This window comes from Streptomyces sp. NPDC043996, from assembly GCF_056435225.1.
Window position 1 is genome coordinate 257,852 of the sequence record NZ_JBWKEY010000008.1, and the last position, 24,150, is coordinate 282,001.

General features: G+C 76.0%; 3 protein-coding genes. All 3 read right to left on the reverse strand.

What is annotated here, in order from left to right:
• Positions 1-50: 50 nt before the first annotated feature.
• Genes AC07A4_RS22550 through AC07A4_RS22560 form a run of 3 tightly spaced genes read right to left on the reverse strand, consistent with a single transcriptional unit; the run spans position 51 to position 24,150 of the window.
• Positions 51-3,749 (reverse strand): SDR family NAD(P)-dependent oxidoreductase, encoded by a 3,699-nt coding sequence (locus AC07A4_RS22550; protein WP_478601430.1) that lies wholly within the window; start codon positions 3,747-3,749, stop codon positions 51-53.
• Positions 3,746-13,231, reverse strand: coding sequence for a type I polyketide synthase (locus AC07A4_RS22555; protein WP_478601432.1), 9,486 nt, complete (start codon positions 13,229-13,231; stop codon positions 3,746-3,748). The genes AC07A4_RS22550 and AC07A4_RS22555 overlap by 4 nt, the downstream gene beginning before the upstream one ends.
• Positions 13,228-24,150: an SDR family NAD(P)-dependent oxidoreductase gene (locus AC07A4_RS22560; RefSeq protein ID WP_478601434.1), complete on the reverse strand. Its 10,923-nt coding sequence runs from the start codon at positions 24,148-24,150 to the stop codon at positions 13,228-13,230. The genes AC07A4_RS22555 and AC07A4_RS22560 overlap by 4 nt, the downstream gene beginning before the upstream one ends.

Consider the following 24,150-nt stretch of genomic DNA (forward strand, 5'->3'; position numbering starts at 1 on the left):
GTGCGTAGAGATGTGTCGAGGTGTGTAGCGGCGTGTAGCGGTGGGTGCGGTCAGTTCCGTGCGGTGAGGGCCTTGCTGAAGCTGCGCACCGTCGGGTTCTCGATGAGCACCTGTGCGGGGAAGCCGCCGAACCGAGTGCGGATGCGCGTCATCATCCGGACGGCGGCCAGCGAATGGCCTCCCAGCTGGAAGAAGTCGTCGTTGACGCCGATGCCGTCGACGCCGAGGATGTCGCTCCAGATCTCGGCGATGGCCTCCTCGTCCGCCGAGCCCGGCGACTCGAACGGCACCGGGAGCTCCGGCCTCGGGTAGCGGGTGCGGGGCGGCTCCGCGTCCGTCTCGCCGCGCCGCGTCCACTGGTCGAAGCGGTGCTCCAAGGGGCCGGTGGAGATGGTCAGTTGGGGGCACCTGCGGGCGACGGACAGACAGCGCTCCAGGACCTCGCAGCCCTCGGCGGCGTCGTAGAAGTAGTCCTTCATCGTGACGCCCAGGTCGCCGTGCGGGTCCTCGCCCAGGTTCCAGGTGTCCCAGTTGACCGCGAGCCACCGTCCGCGCGCGTCGCCGAGCACGCGCGCGTAGGCGTCCATGGCCGCGTTGGCTGCGGCGTACGGGCCGTAGGCCACGCCGCCGAGGACCGCCGCGAGCGAGGACATCGTCACGCGGACCGGCGCCTCGCCGTCGCGCAGCAGTTCGTCGAGCACCCGCAGGCCCGTGACCTTGGCGCGGAAGTGCGTGTCGCACACCTCTCGGCTCAGGCTGGGCGCGAAGCCGAAGAACTCCCGGCCCTGGGCGCCCGCCGCGTGGACGACGACGTCGACAGAGCCGAAGCGGTCCCGCGCGGCGGTGAGGGCCGCGCCCATGTCCTGGCGGCTCGCCGCGTCGGCGGCGGCCACGAGGACGTCCGCGCCGCGCTCGCGCAGGTCCAGGACCGTGCGGATGCGCGTGGCGGTCGGGTCGGTGGCACCGTCTTCGGGGTGGCGGTCCAGCCACTCCTGCCACTCGCTCTCCGGCGGCAGCGGCGTCCTCGTGGTCAGGACGAGGCCGCAGGACCGGGTGGTCGCGAAGTGCTCCGCGAGCGCCGATCCGACCGTGCCGAGACCGCCGGTGATCAGGACCGTGGCGCCGCGCGGAACCGTCCGCGTGACGTCCTCGACGGGCTCGACGCGCACCGGGGCGAAGGTCCGCACCCAGCGCACGGCGCCGCGCAGCGCCACCGGGTCGGTCGGTCCTTCCGCGCCGGTCTCGGCGAGGAGTTCATCAGCGAGGAGTACGTCGGCGAGGGCGGCCGGGCCGTCGTCGGTGCCGTGGTCGGTGCCGTCGTCTGTGCCGTGGTGAGCGCCGTCGCCCGCGTCGGTGCCGATGTCCAGCAGGCGGCAGGTGATGTCACCGAACTCCTGGTTGATGACCGGGTGCAGACCGGCGAGCGTCGCCTGCTCGGGGTGGCGCAGGTCGCCCCCGGTCACCTCGGCGGCGCCCCTGGTGCACAGCAGCAGGTCGACGGGTCCTGGCTCGGCGTCCTCCCCCAGGGCGCCGACGAGGGCGACCACCGAGTGGAAGCCGCGCCGCTGGGCCTGTGCGAACCGGTCCTCGGGGGCGTCGTCGGGGCCGTCGTCGGGGGCGGCCTCCAGGCTGAGGGCGTGCAGCACGCTGCGGGGCCGCCCCAGGCCGGCGATCGCGCGCACGAAGTCCGGCCGCGCGTCGGCGGTGATCTCACGCACCCGGACCCCCGGCACATCGGCCCCCGGCGAGCCGCCTTCGGCCGGGCGCAGCAGCGTCACGTCGGCGCCGAGCGCGGCGAGCCGCCGGGCGGCCGCGAGCCCGGGCCCCGCCGAGGCCACCACCCACCACGGGCCCCGCTCCCGCACGCGCGCCGCTTCCGGGCCGCGCGCGAGCGGCTCGGAGCGCCACGAGGGGCAGTTGAACCAGTCGGCCAGGTCGGGGATGCGGCCGCCCGCCGGGGCGGCGGCCGCGGCGGCGCCCGGCAGGAGCGCGGCCCCTTCGGCCCCGCCCGCCCCGCCTGCCCCTTCGACGGGCGGCAGGAAGTAGCGGGCGCGCTCGAAGGGGTAGGTCGGCAGCGGGACGCGCCGCCGGGGCCCGTCGTGCAGCGCCTGCCAGTCGACGTCCGCGCCCGCCAGCCAGCGCTCCGCGGCGAGCCGCGGCTCCGTGCCGTCGTACCGGGCTCCCGAGGGGTTCACCGGTCCGGCGGTGAGCCTGCGGCCGGGGTCGGCGAAGGCCTCCAGGGCGTCCGGCACGTCGGCGCAGACCACGGCCGTGCGGTACGGGAAGCCGGTGCGGCTCTTCTGGAGGGTGTACGCCACGTCGGCGAGCCGCACCTCGTCCGGCGTCAGGTCCCGCAGGCGGTCGGTCAGCCGCCGCACGGCCGCGTCCAGGGCGGGCCGGGTGCGCGCGGAGAGCACCAGGAGGTGCGGTCCGGGGACGGGCTCCGCCGCGGGCCGCGGCGGGGCCTCCTCCAGGACCAGGTGGACGTTCGTGCCGCCCGCGCCGAAGGAGTTGACCCCGGCCCGGCGCGGGTGCGCCGGGGCGGGCCAGGGCCGGTCCTCGCTCAGCACGGTGAACCGGTCCCCGGCGAGCGCCGCGTTGGGCGTCCGGAAGGCTCTGGTGCCGGGCAGGACCTTGTGGTGCAGCGCGAGGGCCGCCTTGATGAGCCCGGCGGCGCCGGAGGCCCGGTCCAGGTGCCCGATGTCCGGCTTGAGGGAGGAGAGCACCCGGGGCGTCGCGGGCACCTCCGGATAGGCCCGGTCGATGGCGGCGAGCTCGATGGAGTCGCCGAGCCGGGTGCCCGTGGCGTGGCACTCCACGTAGTCGACGGTGCTCGGTGCGACCTCGGAGACCGCGAGCGCGTAGCTGATCACGGCGCTCTGGCCGTCCACGCCCGGGGCGGAGAAGCCCGCGCGCGCGGCGCCGTCGTTGTTCAGGGCGCTGCCGAGGACGACGGCCCAGATGTGGTCGCCCGCCCGCTTCGCGTCGGCGAGCCGCTTCAGGGCGACCACCGCGACGCCGTTGCCCATCACGGTGCCGTCGGCGTCGGCGTCGAAGCTGCGGACCACGCCGTCGGGCGAGGTGATGGAGCCCTCTTCGAAGCGGTAGCCCGTGGGCAGCGGGTCGAAGATCGCCGCGCCGCCCGCGAGGGCGACGTCGCAGTCGTACGTCAGCAGGCTCTGCGCCGCCAGGTGCACGGCGACCAGCGAGGTGGAGCAGTTGGTCTGCACGCCCACCACGGGACCGGTCAGGCCGAGCTTGTAGGCGACCAGCGTGCACAGCGAGTCGGAGGTCGTGCCCATGCCGTACTGCTCCAGGGTGATGGTGGACATCACCTCCGGGCGGGCCAGGACGTGCCGCATGCCGTAGTGGCTCGGGGCCACTCCCCCGAAGACGCCGACCTTGCCGGGCGTCGCGTTCGGGCGGTATCCGGCGCCCTCCAGCGTCTCCCAGCAGCACTCGAGGAACATCCGGTGCTGGGGGTCGGCGACCTCGGCCTCGCGCGGGCTGTAGCCGAAGAACGCGGCGTCGAACAGGTCCGTGTCCGCGAGCGGCGCGCCCTTGCGCACGTAGCGCGGGTCGGCCTGGAGGGCCGGTGACACGCGGGCGGCGGCCAGCTCCTCCTGGGTGATGTCGCGGATGCCGCCCACGCCGCGGGTCAGATTCGCCCACAGCGCGTCGGTGCCGCCCGCGCCGGGGAAGCGGCCCGCCATGCCGACGATGGCCAGGCGGTTCTCGTCGTCGCTCACGATCCCTCCGTCTCCTGGGTCCTGGCCCGCCGCAGACCGCGCCTGCGGCCCTCGCTGCGGGCACGGTCGTCGGCCGCGCCGTCCGCGTCGGCCGTGCTGTCGCCGCCGCGGGGCCCCGAGGCGGCGGCCTCCTCCTCGGGGGCGAGGAGCCGGGCGAGCCGCGCCACGGTGGGCGCTTCGTAGAGCAGGTGCGGGGCCAGTTCGTCGATCGACAGGCGCCTTCGGATGCGCGCCATCACCTCCATGCCGATCAGCGAACTGCCGCCGAGGTCGAAGAAGTTGTCGTCGACGCCGAGCTCGCGCAGGCCGAGCAGGTCGGCCCAGACCTCGGCGATCACCTGCTGCGCCGGTCCCGACGGCGGTACGAACGCGGTCACCAGGTCGGGCCGGGGATGGCGGACGGCGGCGTCCGCCGCCGGGCCGCGCCCGCCGACCAGGTCCACCGTGAAGTGCCTGCTGAGCCGCTCCATCTCGGCGAAGTCCTGCGTGTTGGCCACCACGTACGGCTGGTCCTGGGCGAGGGCCCGCAGCAAAACGCGCCACCCGGCGTCGAAGCCGATGCCGAACTGCTTCCGGTTGGTGCGGAAGAACTCCTGTACCTCCGCGTCGTACCCGGAGAGCCCGGCCTCCCAGGCGTTCCACTCCCACTCGCCCCAGCCGATGGTCACGACCCGGCGCGGTCCGCCGAGGGCCGTGACGGCCTCGGCGTAGGAGTCGAGGAAGGCGTTGGCGGCGCTGTAGTCGACCTGCCCCGGGCCGCCGCCGGTGGCCGAGGTGATGGAGGAGAACAGTGCCAGGAAGTCCAGCGGCACGCCGTCGAGCGCCTCCGCGAGGGCGAGCGTGCCGCCGATCTTGGGGGCCATGACCTTGCGCATCTCCGCGGTGGTCTTGAACTGCATCAGGCCGATGCCGGGCAGGCCCGCCGCGTGCAGGACGCCGTGCAGGGCGCCGAAGCGGTCCAGGGCCGTGCGCACGGCGCGCGCCGCGTCCTCGGGGACGCTCACGTCGCCGGTGACGATCGCCACCTCGGCGCCGAGCTCCTCCAGGCGCAGCACGCCGCTCAGGCGGCGGCGCACCTCCGCACCGGCCGCGGGGTCGGCGAGCGCGGCCTCCCAGGTGTCGCGGGGCGGCAGTCCCGTCCGCCCGAACAGCACGATCCTGGCGGCGCCGCAGTCGCGGGCCAGGCGCTCGGCCAGGCCGAGGCCGATGCCGCCGAGGCCGCCGGTGATCAGGTAGACGCCGTCGTCGCGCAGGCCCCGCGCGCCGCCGTCGCCCGCCGCGGCCCCGCTGTCGGGCAGGGTCTCGTAGTCCGGCAGCCAGCGCCTGCCGTTGCGGAGGACGACCACGGGCTCCCGGGCGCCGTCGCCGAGTTCGGCGGCGATGCGCCCGGCCAGGGCGTCGGCGTTCCCCGCAGGGGCCGGTTCGACGTCGATGAGGCGGCAGGAGACCTCCGGGTACTCCAGCGGGATGCCGCGCACGGGGCCGCTGACGGTGCTCAGTTCGGGGCGCGGGCGCTCGCTGCCGGTCACCTGCCGGGTGCCGTGGACGACGACGTCGAGGGACCACTTCTCGGCGCCGACGTCGGCGGCGGCCGTGGCCACGGCGACGAGCGTGTCGGGGCCGTGCACCAGCGCGGTCTCCACCTCCTTGGGGCCGGGCAGGGGCTCTTCGCCCGCCGGGAGTCCGAGCGTCCACAGGTGCACGACGCGCTCGGGCAGGCCGCCCTCGTCCCGCAGGCCGCGCATCAGCTCGCGGAACTGCGGCCCGTCGCCGGGGCGGACGTGAAACTCGCCGTCGCCGCCCCGCAGTTCGGTGGCGTCCGCGTCGGGCCGGACCAGGACGACGCTGCCGCCCGCGGCGGTGAGCCTGCGCACCAGGGGCGCGCACACCTCGTCGGCGGCCCCGGCGTCGGTGAGCACCAGCCACCGGCTGGCGGGCAGGGCGCCGGGGCGCGGCGCGGTCTGCCGCCACACGAGCGTGTGCAGCCACTTGTCCTCGGGCAGCAGCGGCAGGGGTGCCCGCTTCACGTCGTCGAGGCGCACCTGCCCGGGCACGACGGTCTCGCTCGCCGGTGCGGGCGCGGCGCGGGCCGGTGCCGGGTCCAGCCAGTACTCCTCCCGCTGGAAGGCGTACGTGGGCAGGGGCGTCCGGCGCGGCGCGCGGCCGCGTTGGTAGGCGTCCCAGTCCAGGTCGACGCCCGCGAGCCACAGCCGCGCCACGGTCTCGGCGGCGACCTCGTCGTCCGGCCGGGACTCCGCGGCCGACGGGAGCGTCGGCACCACCAGCGGCCAGCGCTCGCGCGAGCAGTCGGGGTGGACCCGGGCCATGGCGCCGAGCGACTGGCCGGGGCCCACTTCGAGCAGCACCGGGTCGGGGTCGGCGAGGAGGTGGGCGAGGCCGTCGGCGAAGCGGACGGTGCCGCACATGTGCCGCGCCCAGTAGGCCGGGTCGGCCACCAGGTCGTGGGTGACGAGGGCGCCGGTGAGGTTGGAGACGTAGGGGCGCTGGGGCGCCCGGGGCCGCAGGTGCGCGGCGGCCCAGGCGGTGAGCTCGTCGCTGACGGGCTTGAGCATCCGGGTGTGGAAGGCGTGGGTGGTCGCCAGCTTCCGGCCCGGCACTCCGGCCCGCTCCAGGCGCGTCGCGAAGTCCTCGACGGCGTCGAGGGGGCCGCCGACCACGGTCTGCTCGGGGCCGTTGACGACCGCGACGTCGAGCCCGAGGCCGTCCAGTGCCCCGAAGCGCGCGGCGAGCTGTTCCGGCGACAGCGGCACGGCGAGCATCGCGCCGGCGGGCAGGTCCGCGATGAGGCGGGCGCGGAAGGCGACGAGCCGCAGGGCGTCGGGCAGGTCGAGCACTCCGGCGAGGCAGGCGGCGACGTACTCCCCGACGCTGTACCCGAGCATCGTCGCGGGCCGCACGCCCCAGCTCATCAGGAGCCGGGCCAGGGCGTAGTCGGTGACGAAGGCGGCGGGCTGGGCGAGTTCGGTGCGGGCAAGGTCGGCGGCGGCGTCGCCGTCAGGCGCGTCGGCCGTCGTACGGCCGAGCAGGGCGGCGAGGCCCGCGCCGTCGCCGGGGCGGTCGCGGGGCGCGGTGAGCAGCCGGACGAGGTCGGCGCCGAGCGGGTCGCCGAGGTGGGCGGCGCACTCGTCCACGGCGGCCCGGAACTCCGGTTCGCGCCGGTACAGTTCGCCGATCATGCCCGGGTACTGCTCGCCCACGCCCGCGAACAGGAAGTCGACCGGCCGGCCGGACACGGCGTCGGTGCGCCGCATCAGGCCCTCGACCTCCTGCTCCGCCGGGGCGCTCAGGCGGTCGAGCGTGCCGGTGACGAGCACCCGGCGGTGCTCGAACCGCTCGCGCCCCGCCTGCAGGGTGTAGGCCACGTCCAGCGCGCACGGCGGGCTCTGCGCGTCCCGCAGATGCGCGCGCAGCCGGGTGACGGCCTCGTCGGCGGCCGTCTCGGAGCGCGCGGACAGCGGCAGGATCTCGTACCGGCGGCCGGTGGTGTCCGGCTCGCGCGGGGCGGGCTCGGGCGGCTCCTCCACGACGACGTGGACGTTGGTGCCGCCCATGCCGAGGGAGTTGACGCCCGCGACGCGCTTGCGGCCCTCGGCGACCTGCCACGGGGTCGGTGCCGTGTTGACGTAGAAGGGGCTGCCCTCGAAGTCGATCTCGGGGTTGGGCGCGGTGAAGTTCAGGCTCGGCGGGATGGTCCTGTTCTTCAGACTGAGCACGGTCTTGATCAGGCCGCTGGCCCCGGCCGCCGCGCCCAGGTGGCCGATGTTGGTCTTGACCGAGCCGACCGGGCAGTACTGCCGTCGCTCGGTCGCGCCGAACGCCCGGGTGAGCGCGGCGATCTCGATGGGGTCGCCGAGCGGGGTGCCGGTGCCGTGGGCCTCGATGTAGCCGACGTCGTCGGCGCTGACCCCGGCGCGGGCCATGGCGTCGGCGATGACGGCGGCCTGCCCGACGACGCTGGGCGCGGTGTAGCCGACCTTCAGCGAGCCGTCGTTGTTGACCGCCGAGCCGCGGATGACCGCGTGCACGGTGTCGCCGTCGGCGAGGGCGCGGTCGAGCCGCTTGAGCAGGACGACGCCGACGCCGTCGCCGAAGAGCGTGCCCGCGGCGTCCGCGTCGAAGGCGTGGACGCGCCCGTCGGGCGACTCCATGCCCCCGGGCAGGTACTGGTGTCCGACGCGGTCGGGCACGTGGATGCCCGCGCCTCCGGCCAGGGCCATCTCGCACTCGTCGGCGCGCAGGCTCTGGCAGGCCAGGTGCAGGGCGACCAGGGACGTGGAGCAGAAGGTCTGCACGGCCATGCTGGGTCCCGTCAGGCCCAGGCGGTAGGACACGTCGGTGGCCAGGGAGTCCTTGTCGTTGCCGATGATGGCGCCGTAGACGTCCGCCTCGCCCGCCTCGGCGAGGCGGCCCGCCTGGAGCATCAGGTACGTGCTGAAGTTGGCGCCCGCGAACACGCCGACCCGGCCCCGGCCGGTGCGGGCGCCGTAGCCGCCGTGCTCCAGGACCTCCCAGGCGCACTCCAGGAACAGCCGGTGCTGGGGGTCGGTGTGGGCCGCGTCCCGGGGGCTGTAGCCGAAGAAGCCCGCGTCGAACGAGCGGATGTCGGCGAGCACCGGGCGCGCGGGCACGTAGGCGGGGTCGCTGACCAGCTCCGGCGGGACGCCCGCGGCCAGCAGGTCCTCCTCGTCGAACCAGCTGACGGACTCCACCCCGGTGCTGAGGTTGCGCCAGAAGGCGTCGACGTCGGCCGCCCCGGGGAACCGGCCGGTCAGGCCGATGACCGCGATGGGGGCGACGCCGCCCGCCGCGGAGGCCGGTGCCGTGGCGGGTTCCGGGCGCCGGGCGGGCGCGGCGGCCGCGACGGCGTCCGGGGCGGGCTCGTTCGCGCCGTCGAGCACCCGGGCGAGGGCGTGCACGGTGGGCGCCTCGAACAGGGTCACCGGGGACACCGTGGCGCCGAACTCCTCCCGTACGCGCTTGACCAGTTGGAGCACCATCAGCGAGGTGCCGCCGAGCTCGGCGAAGTTGTCGCGGGCGCCGACCCCGTCGACACCGAGCAGCTCCCCCCACAGCTCGGCGAGCCTGCGCTGGGTGTCGCCGGACGGGGGCACGTACTGCTGTGACAGGTCCGGGCGCGGGAAGCGCTCGTCCGCCGGGCGGGCCGGGGCGGCGGCCGGTGCGGTGTGCCGCTCGACCCACTCCTCGACGCGGGCGGGCAGGTCTCCCGCGGACACCACGGTCCGCGGCAGCGGCCGGGTCAGGACGGCGTCGAGCGCGGCGAGCGCCGTGGCCTTGGTCAGGGAGTAGCGCGCGAGCGAACCGCCGTACGGGGCCGCCTCGGTGAGTCCGGCGGCGGTGGAGGGCCAGGTGTCCCAGTTGACGGCCAGCCAGCGGGTGGTGTCGCCGCGGTGGCGGTGGGCGAGGGCGTCGAGGAAGGAGTTGGCGGCGGCGTAGCTGCCGAAGCCGATGCCGCCGAGCACGGCGGACATCGAGGAGAACAGCAGGCAGAAGCCGACGGGGACGTCCGCGAGCACGCGCTCGATGGTGAGCGCGCCGTCGGTCTTGGCGTGGAAGTGCGCGTCGCGTTCCCGCGCCCCGAGCCCGGACAGCGGGCTGAGCGTCGTCGGGTCGGTGACGGCGGCGAGGTGCAGCACCCCGTCCAGGCGGCCGTGGCGTTCCACGATGCCGGTGACGACGGCGCGCAGCTGCTCCTCGTCGGTGACGTCGGCGGTGACGGCCTCCACGGCCACGCCGAGGTCGGCGAGCCTGCGCAGGCCCTCGACACGGGCCCGCGTCGCGGGTTCCTCGACGCGCTCCCACTCTTCGCGGGGCGGCAGGGCGCCGCGGCCGGTGAGGACGAGGCGCACGCCGTGGGTCCGCCCGAGGTGTTCGGCGATGAGCAGGCCGACCGGGCCGAGTCCGCCGGTGATCAGGCAGACGCCGCCGCGGCGCGGCAGGACCGCCTCCGGCGCGTCCTGCTCCGCGGCGGGGGCGTGGCCGAGGGCCAGGCGGGTGCCCGCGCGCAGGGCGATGGTGCGGTCGTCCGCGCCGAGTTCGGCGTGCAGGGCGGCGGCGAGGTCCTCCGGTGTGCTCCGGGTGCGCAGCACGTCCACGGTGCGGACCTGGAGCGCGGGGTACTCCTGCGGCGCGACCAGGCAGGGGCCGAGGACGGTGGCGCGTTCGGGGACCGGCCGGTCGTCGTCGCCGACGGCCCGTACGGAGTCGGTCACCACCAGCAGGGACGCGGCGAGTCCCGCGTCGCCGAGGGCGGCGGTCAGCGCCCGCAGGGCGTCGAAGCCGGTCTCGCGGGTGTGCGCGGGATCGGCGAGTTCGCTGTCGAGGCCCCACAGGTGGACGACCGTGGCGGGTGCGGGCGCGGTGCCGAGGAGCCGCTCGTAGGCGTCCTGGTCCCCGGTGGCGACCTGGTGGCCGGTGCCGGTGCGGCCCGACGGCCGGACGAGGACGGGTGCGTGTCCGTCGGCGGTGAGGCGCGCGGCGAGCGCGTCGCCGACGCCGCGGTCGTCGGCGAGGATCCAGACGGGGCCGGTGAGGGCGGCCGGGCCTGCCGGGCCGCCGGTCAGGGGCCGGGGCGTCCACTGGGGTACGAACAGGCCGTCGCCGGACCGCTCGTCCTGGTCCGGCCGCGCGGCGGGCGGTGGCGTCGTGACGGCGCTGGTGGCGTGGGCGGCCGCGTCGGCGTGGACGGTGGGCGCCGGGTCGATCCAGTACCGCTCGCGCTGGAAGGGGTACTGCGGCACGGGCGTCTTCCGGGGGGTGCGCCCCTCGTGGTAGGCCTCCCAGTCGACGTCGACGCCCGCGAGCCACATCCGGCCCAGGGCGTCGGTGAGGACCGCCTGGTCGGTGGCCGGTTCGGCCTGCGCGGGCAGGGTCGGAAGGAGCAGCGGCCAGCGGTCGCGGGCGCACCCGGGGTGGTTGCGGGCCATGGCGCCGAGCGACTGGCCGGGGCCGAGCTCCACGAGCACGTCGTCGCCGTCGGCGAGCAGACGCGTGAGCATGTCGGAGAAGCGGACGGTGCGGCACATGTGCTCGGCCCAGTAGCCGGGGTCGCGCAGCTGGCCCTCGGTGATGGGCGCGCCGGTCACGTTGGACAGATAGGGGATCGCGGGCGCCTTGGGAGCGAGCTCGGAGCGGGCCCAGGCGGTGAGTTCGGCCGCCACCGGGCGCAGGGTCGCGGAGTGGAAGCCGTGGGTGGCGCGCAGGGCGCGGGCGGGCACGCCGTCGTCGGCCAGGCGCGCGGAGAACGCGCCGACGGCGTCGGCGCTCCCGGACAGCACGGTGAAGCCGGGGCCGTTGACGGCGGCGACGTCCACGCCGCTCGCCTCAAGGGGACCGAACCTCTCGCCGAGTTCGGCGACCGACAGCGGGACCGCGGTCATCGCCCCGGCGGGCAGCCCGGAGATGAGCTGGGCGCGGACCGCCGTCAGGGACGCGGCCTCCGGCAGGGTCAGGCTGCCCGCCAGACAGGCGGCCGCGAACTCGCCGATGCTGTAGCCGAGGAGCATCCGGGGGCTGACGCCCCAGGACATCAGGAGCCGTCCGAGGGCGTAGTCGGCGGCGAACATCGCGGGCTGGACGACCTCGGTGGCGTCGCTCGCGGCCGCCGCGGACGCCTCGTCGGTGCGGCCGAGGAGACCGGCGAGGCCGGGTGCGCCCCGCTCGCGTTCACCGAGGAATATCTGGACCGGGTCGGTGCCGAGCCGGTCGCGGAAGACCTCGGCGCAGGCGTCGACGGCCTCGCGGAAGACGCTCTCGGCGCGGTAGAGGCCGCCGATCAGGCCCTGGTAGTGCTCGCCGACCCCGGCGAGGAGGAAGCTGGCCCGCCGCCGGGCGGCGTCCTTGCGGGTGAGGACCCGGTGCGCGGCGTCCTCGCCGAGGGCGCGCGCGGCGTCCTCGGCGGAGGTGACGACGGCGGCGCGGCGGTGCTCGAACACGGCGCGGCCGGTCTGGAGCGAGTACGCGACGTCGTCGAGCCCGGCCGCGGCCGGCGCGGGGTTCCCTACCAGGTCCCGGAGCTCGCGCGTCACCTGGTCCGCCGCGTCCGCCGTGCGCGCCGACCAGACGAGGAGCCGGTGCTCGCGCGGGGCGGCCAAGGCGCCGGGGGCGGCGGGCAGGGGTGCCTCCTCCACCACGACGTGCGCGTTGGTGCCGCCCATGCCGAAGGCGCTGACCCCGGCCCGGCGCGGCCGCTCGCTCCGGGGCCAGGGGCGCAGGTCCGTGACCACTTCGAGCCGGTCGGCGGAGCGCGCCAACTGGGGGTTGGGGCGCTCGAAGTTGAGGGTCGCCGGGATCTCCCCGTGGTGCAGGGCGAGGGCGGTCTTGATCAGGCCGGTCACTCCGGCGGCCCGGTCGAGGTGGCCGACGTTGGACTTCACCGAGCCGATGGCGCAGCGGGTGACGCCGTCGACGTCGAAGACGCGCTGCAGGGCGGCGATCTCGATGGCGTCACCGAGGTTCGTGGCGGTGCCGTGCGCCTCCACGTAGTCGATGTCGGCCGGGGCGAGGCCCGCGCTGGCCAGGGCCTCGGCCATCACGGCCGCCTGGCCGCGCACTCCGGGCGCGGTGAAGCCGACCTTGTCGGCGCCGTCGTTGGTGACGGCCCAGCCCCGGATGACGCCGTAGATCCGGTCGCCGTCGGCGACGGCGTCCTCCAGCCTGCGCAGCGCGACGACGCCGACGCCGCTGCCCACCGGCGTGCCTTGGGCGGAGGCGTCGAAGGTCCGGCAGCGGCCGTCCGGCGACGACATGCCCGCTTCCTGGTAGAGGTAGCCGACGCGGTGGGGCAGGAACACCGAGGAGCCGCCGGCCAGCATCAGGTCCGCCTCGCCGCTGACCAGCGCGGTGCAGGCGAGGGACACGGCGACCAGGGACGTGGAGCAGTAGCTCTGGACGGTGTAGCAGGGCCCGGTGAGGTCCAGGGCGTAGGCGGCCCTGGTGGCGAGGGAGTCCTTGTCGTTGGCGAGGCCGACCTGGGTCGCGCCGACGCTCTCGGCGATGTCGGGCCGCGAGTTCAGGTTGTTCAGGAGGTACCAGCTGATGCCGGTGCCCGCGACCACGCCGATCGTGCCGTCGAAGCGCGCGGGGTCGGCTCCCGCGTCCTCCAGGGCGTGCCAGGAGCTTTCGAGGAACAGCCGGTGCTGCGGGTCGAGGAGCTGCGCCTCCTTGGGGGTGTAGCCGAAGAACCCCGCGTCGAAGAGATCGACGCCTTCGAGCACCGATCCGGCCCGTACATACGCCGGGTCGCGCAGCAGCGCCTCGGGGACGCCCTCGGCGCGCAGTTCCTCCTCGGTGAAGTGCGTGATGGTGTCCTTGCCCGCCCGGATGTTGTGCCACAGGGCCCCGACCCCGTCGGCGCCGGGGAACCTGCCCGCCATGCCGACGAGCGCGATGTCGGTCCCGGGCTCGCCGTCGCGCGGCTCGTCCTCGTTCGTCTGCCAGCTCACTTGCCCGTCCTCCTGCGCTTGATGGCCGAAGCGGCGGCCTGGGACCGGCGTCGCCGCCCGCGTGCCGCGCCCTGTTGCTCGGTGTCCTGCTGCCGGGGTGTGGGGTCGGCGGCGTCCGCGCCGCCGTCGGGGTCGCTCTCGTCGAGGAGCACGGCGAGCCGCGCCACGGTCGGGTGCTCGAACAGGGTCGCCGCCGCGAGGTCGACGCCGAACTCGGCGCCGAGGCGGTTCACGACGGCGAGGCCGACCAGGGACGTGCCGCCGAGCTCGAAGAACGGGTCGTGCACGCCGACCTCCTCCATGCCGAGGTGGTGCTGCCACACGAGCGCGATCCGGCGTTCGGTCTCGCCGCGCGGGGCGGTGTAGGGGACCCTCAGCTCGGGCCTGGGGAAGCGCTGTTCGCCGGGTCCGGCCGCCGCGTGCGGCGGCGCGTCGGGGGCCGCCAGGGACCGCATGCTCGCGACGAGCGCGTCCAGCGGCTGGTTGAGCGCGTAGACGTGGGCGGGTCCGGCCGCGATGGCCCGGCCGAGCGCGGCGGTGCCCTCCTCGTCGGTGAAGCCGAACTCCTCCCGCAGGCGCCGGGCCCGTTCGCGCAAGCCGGGCGCGTCGGCGTACGCCTCGCTCTGCCACCGGTCGTGCTGCCAGGCGCCCCAGCCCACGGACACGACGCGGTGCGCCACCCGGCCCGCGCCGTCCTCGGCGGCCGCGAAGGCGTCGAGGAAGGCGTTCGCCGCCCCGTAGTCGCCCTCGCCGTGCCCGCCGACGGCGGTGACGGTGGACGAGTACAGGACGAGGAGTTCGGGCGGGTCGGCCCGGAGCGCGTCGGCGACGGCGAGGGTGCCCGCGACCTTGGGGGCGAGGACCTTGGCGGCCTCGTCCCTGGTCTTGGTCTGCAGCAGTCCCGTGCCGGGCACGCCCGCGGTGTGCACGACGCCGTACAGGTCCCCGAAGTGCTCGCGCACCGTGCGGAACGCGGCGGCGGCCTGGGCCGGGTCGCTCACGTCCGCGGTCACCGGGAGCACCTCGGCGCCCGCCGCCCGCAGCTGCCTGATGGCGAGCAGGACGCCGCTGATCCGGTCGTCGGGGCGGTGCGCCTGGAGCCACCAGTCCCACAGCTCGGGTTCGGGCAGCTCGGTCCTGCCGATCAGGGCGAGCTTCGCGCCCGTCGGGGCGAGGGTGCGGGCCAGGGCCAGGCCGAGCCCGCCGGTGCCGCCGGTCAGGGCGTAGACGCCGCCGGGCCGCCACACCTGGTCGGCGCTGACCTCGGGCAGCCGCACCGGTTCGAGGCCCGGCAGCCAGCGCCGCCCGCGCCGCCAGGCGCTCAGGACGGTGTCGTCGCCGCCGTCGGCCGCCAGCGCGAACTCGCGCAGGAGCTGTCCCGCGGCGCTCTCGTGCGCCTCGGCCGGATCCAGGTCGACGCAGCGGCCGTGGACGCGCGGGTACTCCACGACGAGGGAGCGGGCCAGGCCGACCGCCGGGGCGGACAGCGGGTCGACGTCCTCGCCGCCGAGCACGTCGAAGGCGCTGGCGAGGCCGACGACGAGTTCCACGTCACGGCCCGGAAGGACCCGTCCGGCGGCCTGGGCCAGCCACAGCAGGCTGTAGAAGCCGCTGTCGAGGGCGGCATCGGGGTCCCGGTCGCGGCCGCCCGCGCGGGCGTGGTCGTGGGCCAGGGCGTGCACCACCCGCAGCGGAAGGACCGCCGCGGCCCGGGGGCCGTGTTCCCCAGGTTCCCCAGGTTCCCCGGATTCCCCTGCGATCGCGCCCAGTTCGCTCAGGAGCCGCTCGTAGTGCTCGGCCCGGGCGGGGTCGATCGTCACGGTGCCTTCCCCCACCGCGTACTCCTGTCCGGGCTCGACCAGGACGGCCCGGTGCCCGGCGGCCTCGGCCTGGTCGACCAGCGCCGCGCCGAGGCCGGTCCGCCCGGCGAGGACGAGCACGGTCGTGGGCTCCGCGGGCGCGGCCGGGGGCAGGGCGGAGTGGCGGCGCCAGCTGGGGGCGAGGAAGCGGGTGCCGCGCTCTCCGGCCTTGCGAGCCCCAGCCCCAGGCCCGGACCCGGTTCCGGTCCCAGTTCCGGTCCCGGTTCCGGTCCCGGTGCTTTCGGCCGGTGCCGCGGGCGCGGGCCAGTAGCGGGCGCGCTGGAAGCGGTAGGACGGCAGCCGCAGCAGTCGGCGCCGCTCAGTGCTCCCAGCGCTCTCGGCGGTCCCGGCGGTCCCGGTGGTCTCGGTGGTCTCGGCGCTCCAGTCCACGGTCAGGCCCAGCTCCCACAGGCGGCTGACGGCCGCGAGCCAGGCGCCGCGCCCGGAGCCCCCACCCGGCGGCGGCAGCAGCGGCACGGTCGCCTCGGCGTGGCCGCCGTCGTCCTCGGGGCGGTCCGCACCGGCGTACGTGCCGCGGGCACCGGCCTCGACGAGGACGCTCGCGTACCGGCCGAGGTCGGCGGCGGCTTCGGCGCCGTCACGGACCGCCGCCTTCGCCCAGTACTGGGGGTCGACGGCCTCGTCGGGCGTGAGGAGTTCACCGGTCACCGCCGAGACCACGTTGACGCGCGGCTCCCGGAAGGCGACCTGGGCGGCGTGGCCGGTGTCCGCGGCCAGGGACAGCGCGTCCGCGAGGTCGCACACACCCGCCAGGCAGGCCGCCACGTAGTGTCCGGTCCCCTGCCCGATGAGCACGGACGGGCTGAGTCCGTACGCCTCCAGGAGCCGGGCCAGGGCGTAGGCGACGGTGAAGCCGGTGAGCGCGTCGGCGGCGGCCTCGGGGGCGGCTTCAGTGGCGGCTTCGGCGGCGGTGGCTCCCGTCAGGCCGAGCGCGGTGCGCGGGTCGGTGCCGCAGCGGGCGGCGGCCAGGTCCGCGCACGCGTCGACGGCCGCCCTGAAGGCCGGTTCGGTGGCGTAGAGCTCGCCGACGCCCTCCGGACGGGCCGGGCTGCCGGGCAGCAGGAGGCCGACGCGGTGCCTGCGTTCGGGGGCGGTGTGCCCGTCGGCGTGCTCGTCGGCCCGCAGCCGGGCGACGGCGTCGTTGAGGTCGCGGCAGACCAGGGCCCTGCGGACGGGGAAGGCCGTGCGGCCGGTCCGGGTCGTGAACGCCACGTCGGCGAGGGCAAGTTCGGGGTGCTCCTCCAGGTGCCCGGCGAGGGCGGCCGCCGCCTCGCGCAGGCTCGCGCTGTTCGTCGCCGACAGGGTCAAGAGCTCTTCGGCGCGCTCGTCGGCGGGCTCCTCTGCCTGCTCTTCGGCGACCGCCGGGGCCTGTTCGAGCACCAGGTGGATGTTGGTGCCGGACCAGCCGAAGGAGCTGACGCCCGCGCGGCGCGGCGCGGCGTCGGCGGCGTCGGCGTCGGCGGCCAGCGGGAACGGCTGCCGCGAGCGGGCCGGGCGCACCGGACCGTCCAGCGTCACCTCCGGGTTGGGGTGCTCCAGGTGGAGGTTGGCCGGCACCTCGCCCGCCCGCACCGCCATGACGGACTTGATGAGGCCCGCCATCCCGGCCGAGGTGAGCAGGTGCCCGACGTGCGTCTTGACCGCTCCGACGAGCAGGGGGCGCGCCCCTGGCCGGTCGCCGAAGACGTCGCGCAGGGCGCTGAACTCGATGGCGTCACCGAGGCTCGTGCCCGAGCCGTGCGCCTCGACGAAGCCGATGTCGCCGGGCGCCAGGCCCGCGTCGGCGAGGGCGGCGCGCACCACGGCGACCTGCGCCGAACGGCTGGGCGCCGTCAGGCCGTTGCTCTGGCCGTCCTGGCTCATCGCGGAGCCGCGGATCACCGCGTGGCCCGCCCGGCGCTCCCGTTCGCTGTCGCCCGCGCGCTGCAGCACGATGGCTCCGGCGCCCTCGCCCGCGACGAACCCGTCCGCGGTGACGTCCCACGTCTTGCAGCGCCCGTCGGCGGACAACATGCTCATCTTGCAGGCCTGGACGATCGCCTGGGGGTCGATGATCGCCGAGGCGCAGGCCACGACGGCCAGGTCGCACTCCCCCCGGCGCAGGCTCTGGACGGCCATGTGGGTCGCCGTCAGGGCGGAGGAGCAGGCCGTGTCCACGGTCACGCACGGGCCGCGCAGGTCCAGGTGGTAGGCGACGCGGCCGGCGGCGGCGCTCGCGGACAGGCCGAGGAAGAAGCTGGGGTCGTCGTAGCAGGCCTCGCCCTCCGCCTCCAACTGCCGCCGCTGGTACTGGCTGGAGTCGCTGAGGCCGACGAACACGCCCGTCCTGCTGCCGCGCAGCCGCTCGGCGGGCAGGCCCGCGTCCTCCAGGGCCAGCCACGCCGTCTCCATCAGGAGCCGGTGCTGGGGGTCGAGGCGCAGGGCCTCCTGCGGGGTGCAGCCGAAGAACTCGGCGTCCCACTCGGCGAGGTCGGGCACGAAGGAGGCCTTGCGCGTGTACGCCTTGCCGGGCACCCCCTTGCGCGGGTGGTAGTAGGCGTCCATGTCCCACCGGTCCGGCGGCACCTCCGAGGCGGTGTCGACGCCCTCGACCAGGTTGCGCCAGAACCGCTCCGGGCTGTCGGCGCCGCCGGGGAAGCGGCAGCTCATGCCGACGACGGCGACGGGCTCGTCGGACGCGGCGGCGGTGAGGGGCACCGGGACGGCGGCGGCTGCCGCGTCGGGCCCGTCCGTGAGCTGCTGGTGCAGATGGCGGGTGAGGGCCAGCGGGGTGGGGTGGTCGAAGGTGAGGGTCGCGGGCATCCGCAGGCCCGTGGCCTGGGAGAGGCGGTTGCGCAGCTCCACCGCCGTCAGGGAGTCGAAGCCCATCTCGGTGAAGGGCCGCGCCGCCTCCACGGCGGTGTCCTGCGCGTGGCCGAGGACGGTGGTGACCTGACGTGACACCAGGTCGGTCAGGAACCGCTCCTGTTCGGGGGCGGTCAGGGAGGCCAGGCGGCGCCGCAGTTCCTGGGCGCCGCTGGACTCGCCGCCGCTGTCGGCGACGCGGCGTCCGGCCGCGGTGGGCCGGGCCAGGGACGTGAGCAGGTGCGGCACCGCGCCGGTCCGGGCCAGGCCCGCCAGGTTCAGCTTCGCCGGGACCATGACCGGCAGCTGGTGGGCGAGCGCCGCGTCGAAGAGGCCGAGCCCTTCGGCCGGACTCATGGCGAGGACGCCCGCGCGGGCGAAGCGCTCGCGGTCGGCCGCGCTGAGCGCGCCGGTCAGGCCGCTGCCCTGGCCCCACCAGCCCCAGGCCAGGGACACACCGGGCAGCCCTTCGGCCCGGCGGGCCTGGACCAGGGCGTCCAGGACGGAGTTCGCCGCCGCGTAGTTGCCCTGGCCCGGGCCGCCCAGGACTCCGGCGGCCGACGAGAACACCACGAACAGCGCCAGGTCGAGGCCGCGGCTCAGCTCGTGCAGGTGGTACGCGGCGTCCGCCTTGGGCGCGAACACGCGCTCCACGCGCTGGTCGTCCAGGGCTTCGATGACGCCGTCGTCGAGCGCGGCCGCGCAGTGTACGACGCCGGTGAGCGGGTGCTCGGCCGGGATCGCCGCCAGGGCGGCGGCCACGGCGTCGCGGTCGCTGACGTCGCAGGCGACGAGCTCCGCCGCGGCCCCGGCCGCTTCGAGCTCCGCGCGCAGCTCCGGGGCGCCGGGCGCGCCGGGGCCGCGACGGCTCACCAGCGCCAGGCGCCGCACTCCGTAGTGGGCCACCAGGTGCCGTGCCACCTGGGCGCCCAAGTCGCCGGTGCCGCCCGTGACGAGCACGGTGCCCTGGGGGTCAAGGGCCCGGTCCAGGGTGAGGACGATCTTTCCGGTGTGCCGGGCCTGGGCCATGAACCGGAAGGCCTCGGGCGCCTGGCGCACGTCGAAGGGCGTCGTCGGCAGGGGCGCGATGGCGCCCCGCTCGAACAGCTCCATCAGCTCGGCGAGGATGGCGGCGACCCGGTCCATCCCGGCGTCGAGCGCGTCGTACGCCCAGTAGCCGACGCCAGTGCGCACGGCGGCCACCTGCCGCTCGTCGCGGATGTCGGTCTTGCCCATCTCCAGGAACCGGCCGCCGTCGGCGAGCAGCCGCAGCGAGGCGTCCACGTGGTCGGCCGTCAGGGAGTTGAGGACGACGTCGACGCCGCGGCCGCCGGTGGCGGAGCGGAAGCGCTCCTCGTACTCCAGCGCCCGGGAGGAGGCGACGCGTGCGGCGGGGATGCCGAGGCCCTCGAGCACGGGCCACTTCGGCGGGCTCGCGGTGGCGTAGACCTCCGCGCCGAGGTGGCGGGCGAGCTGGAGGGCGGCCATGCCCACGCCGCCGGTCGCCGCGTGGACGAGGAGCGACTCGCCGCGCTTGAGGTCCGCGAGGTCGCGCAGTCCGTAGTACGCGGTCAGGAACACCACGGGGACGGTCGCCGCCTGGGCGTAGGTCCAGGTGTCGGGCATGCGGACCCAGCCGCGCCGGTCGCTGGCCACCGTGGTGCCGAAGGAGCCGAGGCCGATGCCGCAGACGCGGTCGCCGGGCGCGAGGTCGCTCACGCCGTCGCCCACGTCGAGGACGACCCCGGCCGCTTCGGTGCCGAGCAGTCCGACGTCGCCGCCGACCATGCCCAGACCGGCCACCACGTCGCGGAAGTTGAGGCCGGCGGCCCGTACGGCCACCCGGATGTGGCCCGAGGGCAGCTCGTCGCGGGCGTCGTCGGCGGGCAGCCACTGGAGGTTCTCCGCGGAGCCCGCGGTCCGCATGCCGATCCGGACCGCGGACCCGGGGTCGTGCTCCGTGCCCGGGGCGCGCGGCGCGAGCGGCAGGACGTGCGCGGCGGCGGTCCGCAGCAGCCGGGGCGCGTGCGCGCCGTCGCCGCGCAGGGCGAGCTGTGGTTCGCCGGTGGCGAGGAGCGCGGCGAGCAGCGGGGCCGTCAGCGGTGTGCCGTCGGCCACGTCGAGCAGGGTGACGCGGCCGGGGTTCTCCGACTGCGCGGAGCGCACCAGGCCCCACACGGCGGCCGCGCCCGCGTCGACGTCCTCGCCGGGGGCCACGCGTACGCCCGCCGTGGTCGTCACGACGAGCCGCCCCTCGGCGTCCGACGCCTCGGTGAGCCAGCGCTTGACGGTGGTCAGGGCCGCGCACGCCGCCGCCCGCGCGCCCTCGGCTCCGGTGCCGCCGGGGGCCTGCCAGATGACGACGGCGGGGGCGGTGCCGGAGGCGGAGGCACCGGCGTCGAGACCGTGCAGGTTCTCGCCCCACACCGCCCAGCCGGCCCCGGCCGCCTCGGCGTTGGCCTCGGCGGTGACGTGCTGGGGCACCCACGCCTGGTGGTAGAGGTGGTCGGCGTGGGCGGCCGGGCGGACGAGGCCGCCCTCGGGCAGGGGCCGCAGCGTCAGGGCGTCCACCGTCAGGACGGCGTGGCCCGCGGAGTCGGCGATGTCCACGCGTACGGTGCCCTCGGTGGCGGCGGCGGTGATGCGGACCCGCACCCGCAGCGCGCCGGTGGCGTGCAGGCGCACGCCCGACCAGGCGAACGGCATCCAGGGCGTACCGGCCCGCGCCGCGGGCAGCGCCCCGCCGAGCACCAAGGCGTGCAGCGCCGCGTCCAGGAGCGCCGGGTGCACGCCGAAGGCGTCGGCGTCCGCCCGGCCGCCCTCGGGCAGGGCGACGTCGGCGAAGGTCTCGCCGTCGCGGTGCCAGGCGGCTTCGAGGCCGCGGAAGACGGGGCCGTAGTGCAGCCCCCGGGCCGTCAGGTCGTCGTACACCCCGCTCACCGGTATGGGCTCCGCGCCCTGCGGCGGCCACGCCGTGGCCCAGGGCGCCGCCGGGTCCGGGGTCGCGGCGGGCGGGGCGAGGGTGCCGGTGGCGTGGCACGTCCAGGGTCCTTCGTCGTGCTGGGGGCGCGCGTGGACGGTCACCGTCCGGGTGCCGTCCCCGGCGCTCTCCCCAACGCCGACGCGCAGCTGCGCGGTGGTGGACTCCGCCACCACCAGGGGGATGTGGATGGCCAGTTCCTCCAGGACGGGGCAGCCCGCCTCGTCGCCCGCGCGGACGGCGAGCTCCGCGAGGCAGGCGCCCGGGACGACCACCTCGCCGCGCACCTGGTGGTCCAGGAGCCACGGCTGGTCGCTCGGCGCGAGGCGGCCGCTGAGGACGAGCCCGCCGGTCTCCGGCACCTCCACGGCCGCGCCGAGCAGCGGATGCCCGACCCCGGACAGGCCGTACGCCTGTGCGTCGCCCGCCTTGGCTCCGGTGTCGAGCCAGTACCGCTCCCGCTGGAAGGCGTACGTGGGCAGGGCGGGCCGCTCGCCGTCTTGGTCCGCGCACAGCGTCGGCCAGTCGACGTCCACGCCCCGGGCGAACAGCGCCCCCGCGGACCGCAGGAACCTCTCCCAGCCGCCTTCGTCGCGCCGCAGCGTGCCGCCCGCGGCGACCGGCCCCGCGGCGACGGCGGCCGCGGTGTCCTCGATGCTGGCGGTGATCACGGGGTGCGGGCTGACCTCGACGAAGGCGTCGAAGCCCCGCTCCATCAGGAGCCGCGTGACGGGTTCGAACCGCACCGGCTGGCGCAGGTTCTGGTACCAGTACGCGGCGTCCAGGTCCGCGCCGTCCACGATGTCGCCGGTGACCGTGGAGTAGAAGGGCACCTCGCCCCGGCGGGGCGCGATCGAGGAGAACACGTCGAGGAGTTCGTCCCTGAGCGGCTCCACGCGCGCGGAGTGCGTGGGGATGGACGCGGGGACGTAGCGGGCCCGTACGGACTCCTGTTCGCAGTGCGCGAGCAGTTCCCGCAGCGCCTCCTCGTCGCCCACGACCACGACGGCCGAGGGGCCGTTGAGAGCCGCGACGCTCAGGCGGTCGCCCCACGGCGCGATGCGCCGCTCCACGTCCGCCACGGGCAGCGCGACCGATACGAGCCCGCCCTGGTCCCGCAGCCGCGAGGCCATGCGGCTGCGCAGCGCGATCAGGGCCGCCGCGTCCTGAAGGGACAGCGCCCCCGCCACGCACGCGGCGGCGATCTCGCCCTGGGAGTGCCCCACCACCGCGTCGGGCTCGACGCCCGCCGAACGCCACAGCGCGGCGAGGGACACCAGGACGGAGAACAGCGCGGGCTGGACGACGTCGACGCGGTCGAGCCGCGGCGCGCCGGGAGCGTCGCGCAGCACGTCCATCAGGGACCAGTCGGTGTGCGGGGCCAGGGCGGCCGCGCACTCTTCGAGGCGGGCGCGGAACACCGGTGAGGCGTCGGCGAGTTCGGCTCCCATGCCCGCCCACTGGGAGCCCTGGCCGGGGAAGACGAACACCACGCGGCCGCGTTCCACCACGGGCTCGCCCTCGGCCGTGACCACGCCGGGAGCGGGCTCCGCGCGCCGTACCGCTTCGAGGCCCGCCAGGAGCGCGGTCCTGTCGGCGCCGGTGAGGACGGCCCGGTGGGCCAGGCGGGCCCGTCCGGTGGCCAGCGCGTGCCCGATCGCGTCGGCGCCGAGTTCGGTCCTTGCGCCGGCGAAGGCCGCGAGGCGCTCGGCCTGGGCCCGCAGCGCGGCGGGGGACGCGGCGGAGAGGACCCAGGGGACCACCCCGGCCTGTGCTGTCGTCGTCGGCCGCTCCGGTGCGTCGGGGGCCTGTGTGTCGGGGGCCTGTGTGTCGGGGGCCTGTTCGAGGACCAGGTGGGCGTTGGTGCCGCCGACGCCGAAGGAGGAGACGGCGGCGCGGCGGGGCCGGTCCACGGCGGGCCACTCCCGCTCCTCAACCGCCAGCGCCACCCCACCCGCCGACCAGTCCACATGCCCCGACGGCGCGTCCACATGCAACGTCCGCGGCACCCGCCCGTGACGCATCGCCATGACCATCTTGATCACACCAGCGACACCGGCGGCGGCCTGCGTATGACCGATGTTCGACTTCACCGACCCCAGCCACAACGGCCGCTCCACCGAACGGTCCTGCCCGTACGTGGCAAGGAGGGCCTGCGCCTCGATCGGATCCCCCAACGTCGTGCCCGTACCGTGCGCCTCCACCACATCCACATCCGCGCCACGCAACCCCGCACCCGCCCACGCCTGCCGGATCACCCGCTGCTGCGACGGACCATTCGGCGCCGTCAGCCCATTCGACGCACCGTCCTGATTCACCGCACTCCCGCGCACCACCGCCAGCACCCGATGCCCGTTGCGCCGCGCGTCCGACAACCGTTCAAGGAGGACGAGTCCGACGCCCTCGGCGAAGCCCGTGCCGTCGGCGGCGTCGGCGAAGGCCTTGCAGCGGCCGTCGGGCGCGAGGCCGCGCTGGCGGCTGAAGTCGACGAAGAGTCCGGGGGTCGCCATGACGGTGGCGCCGCCCGCCAGAGCCATCGAGCACTCCCCCGCCCGCAGCGACTGGCACGCCAGGTGCATCGCCACCAGCGACGACGAACACGCCGTGTCCACCGTCACCGCGGGCCCCTCAAGGCCGAAGGTGTAGGCGACGCGGCCGGAGGCCACGCCTCCGGCGCTGCCGGTGCCCTGATAGCCGTTGATGGACTCCAGCGCCGAGGCCGCCCAGGAGATGTAGTCGTGCTGGATGACGCCCGCGAACACGCCCGTGCGGCTGCCCTTCAGGGCGTCAGGGGCGATGCCCGCCTGCTCGAACGTCTCCCAGGCCGATTCCAGGAGCAGCCGCTGCTGCGGGTCCATCGACTCGGCCTCGCGCGGGGAGATGCCGAAGAGCCCGGCGTCGAACTCGTCGGCGTCGTAGAGGAATCCGCCGGTGCGGGCGGACGACTTGCCGGGCGCGTCCGGGTCCGGGTCGTAGAGCCCGGCCACGTCCCAGCCGCGGTTCTCGGGAAAACCGGCGATGGCGTCGCGGCCCTCGGCGACCAGGGTCCACAGGTCGTCCGGGGAGTCGACGCCGCCGGGGAAACGGCAAGCCATGCCGACGATCGCGATGGGTTCCGCGTTCTTCGTCTCCAGGTCCCGCAGGTGGAGCCGGGTTTCGTGGAGCTCCCCGCTGACGCGCGCCAGGTACGCGCGCAGCTTGCCGTTCTCGTCCAT

Excerpts from the sequence above, each read along its gene's own strand:
- AC07A4_RS22560 (WP_478601434.1), bottom strand. The coding sequence starts at position 24,150 with ATGGACGAGAACGGCAAGCTGCGCGCGTACCTGGCGCGCGTCAGCGGG.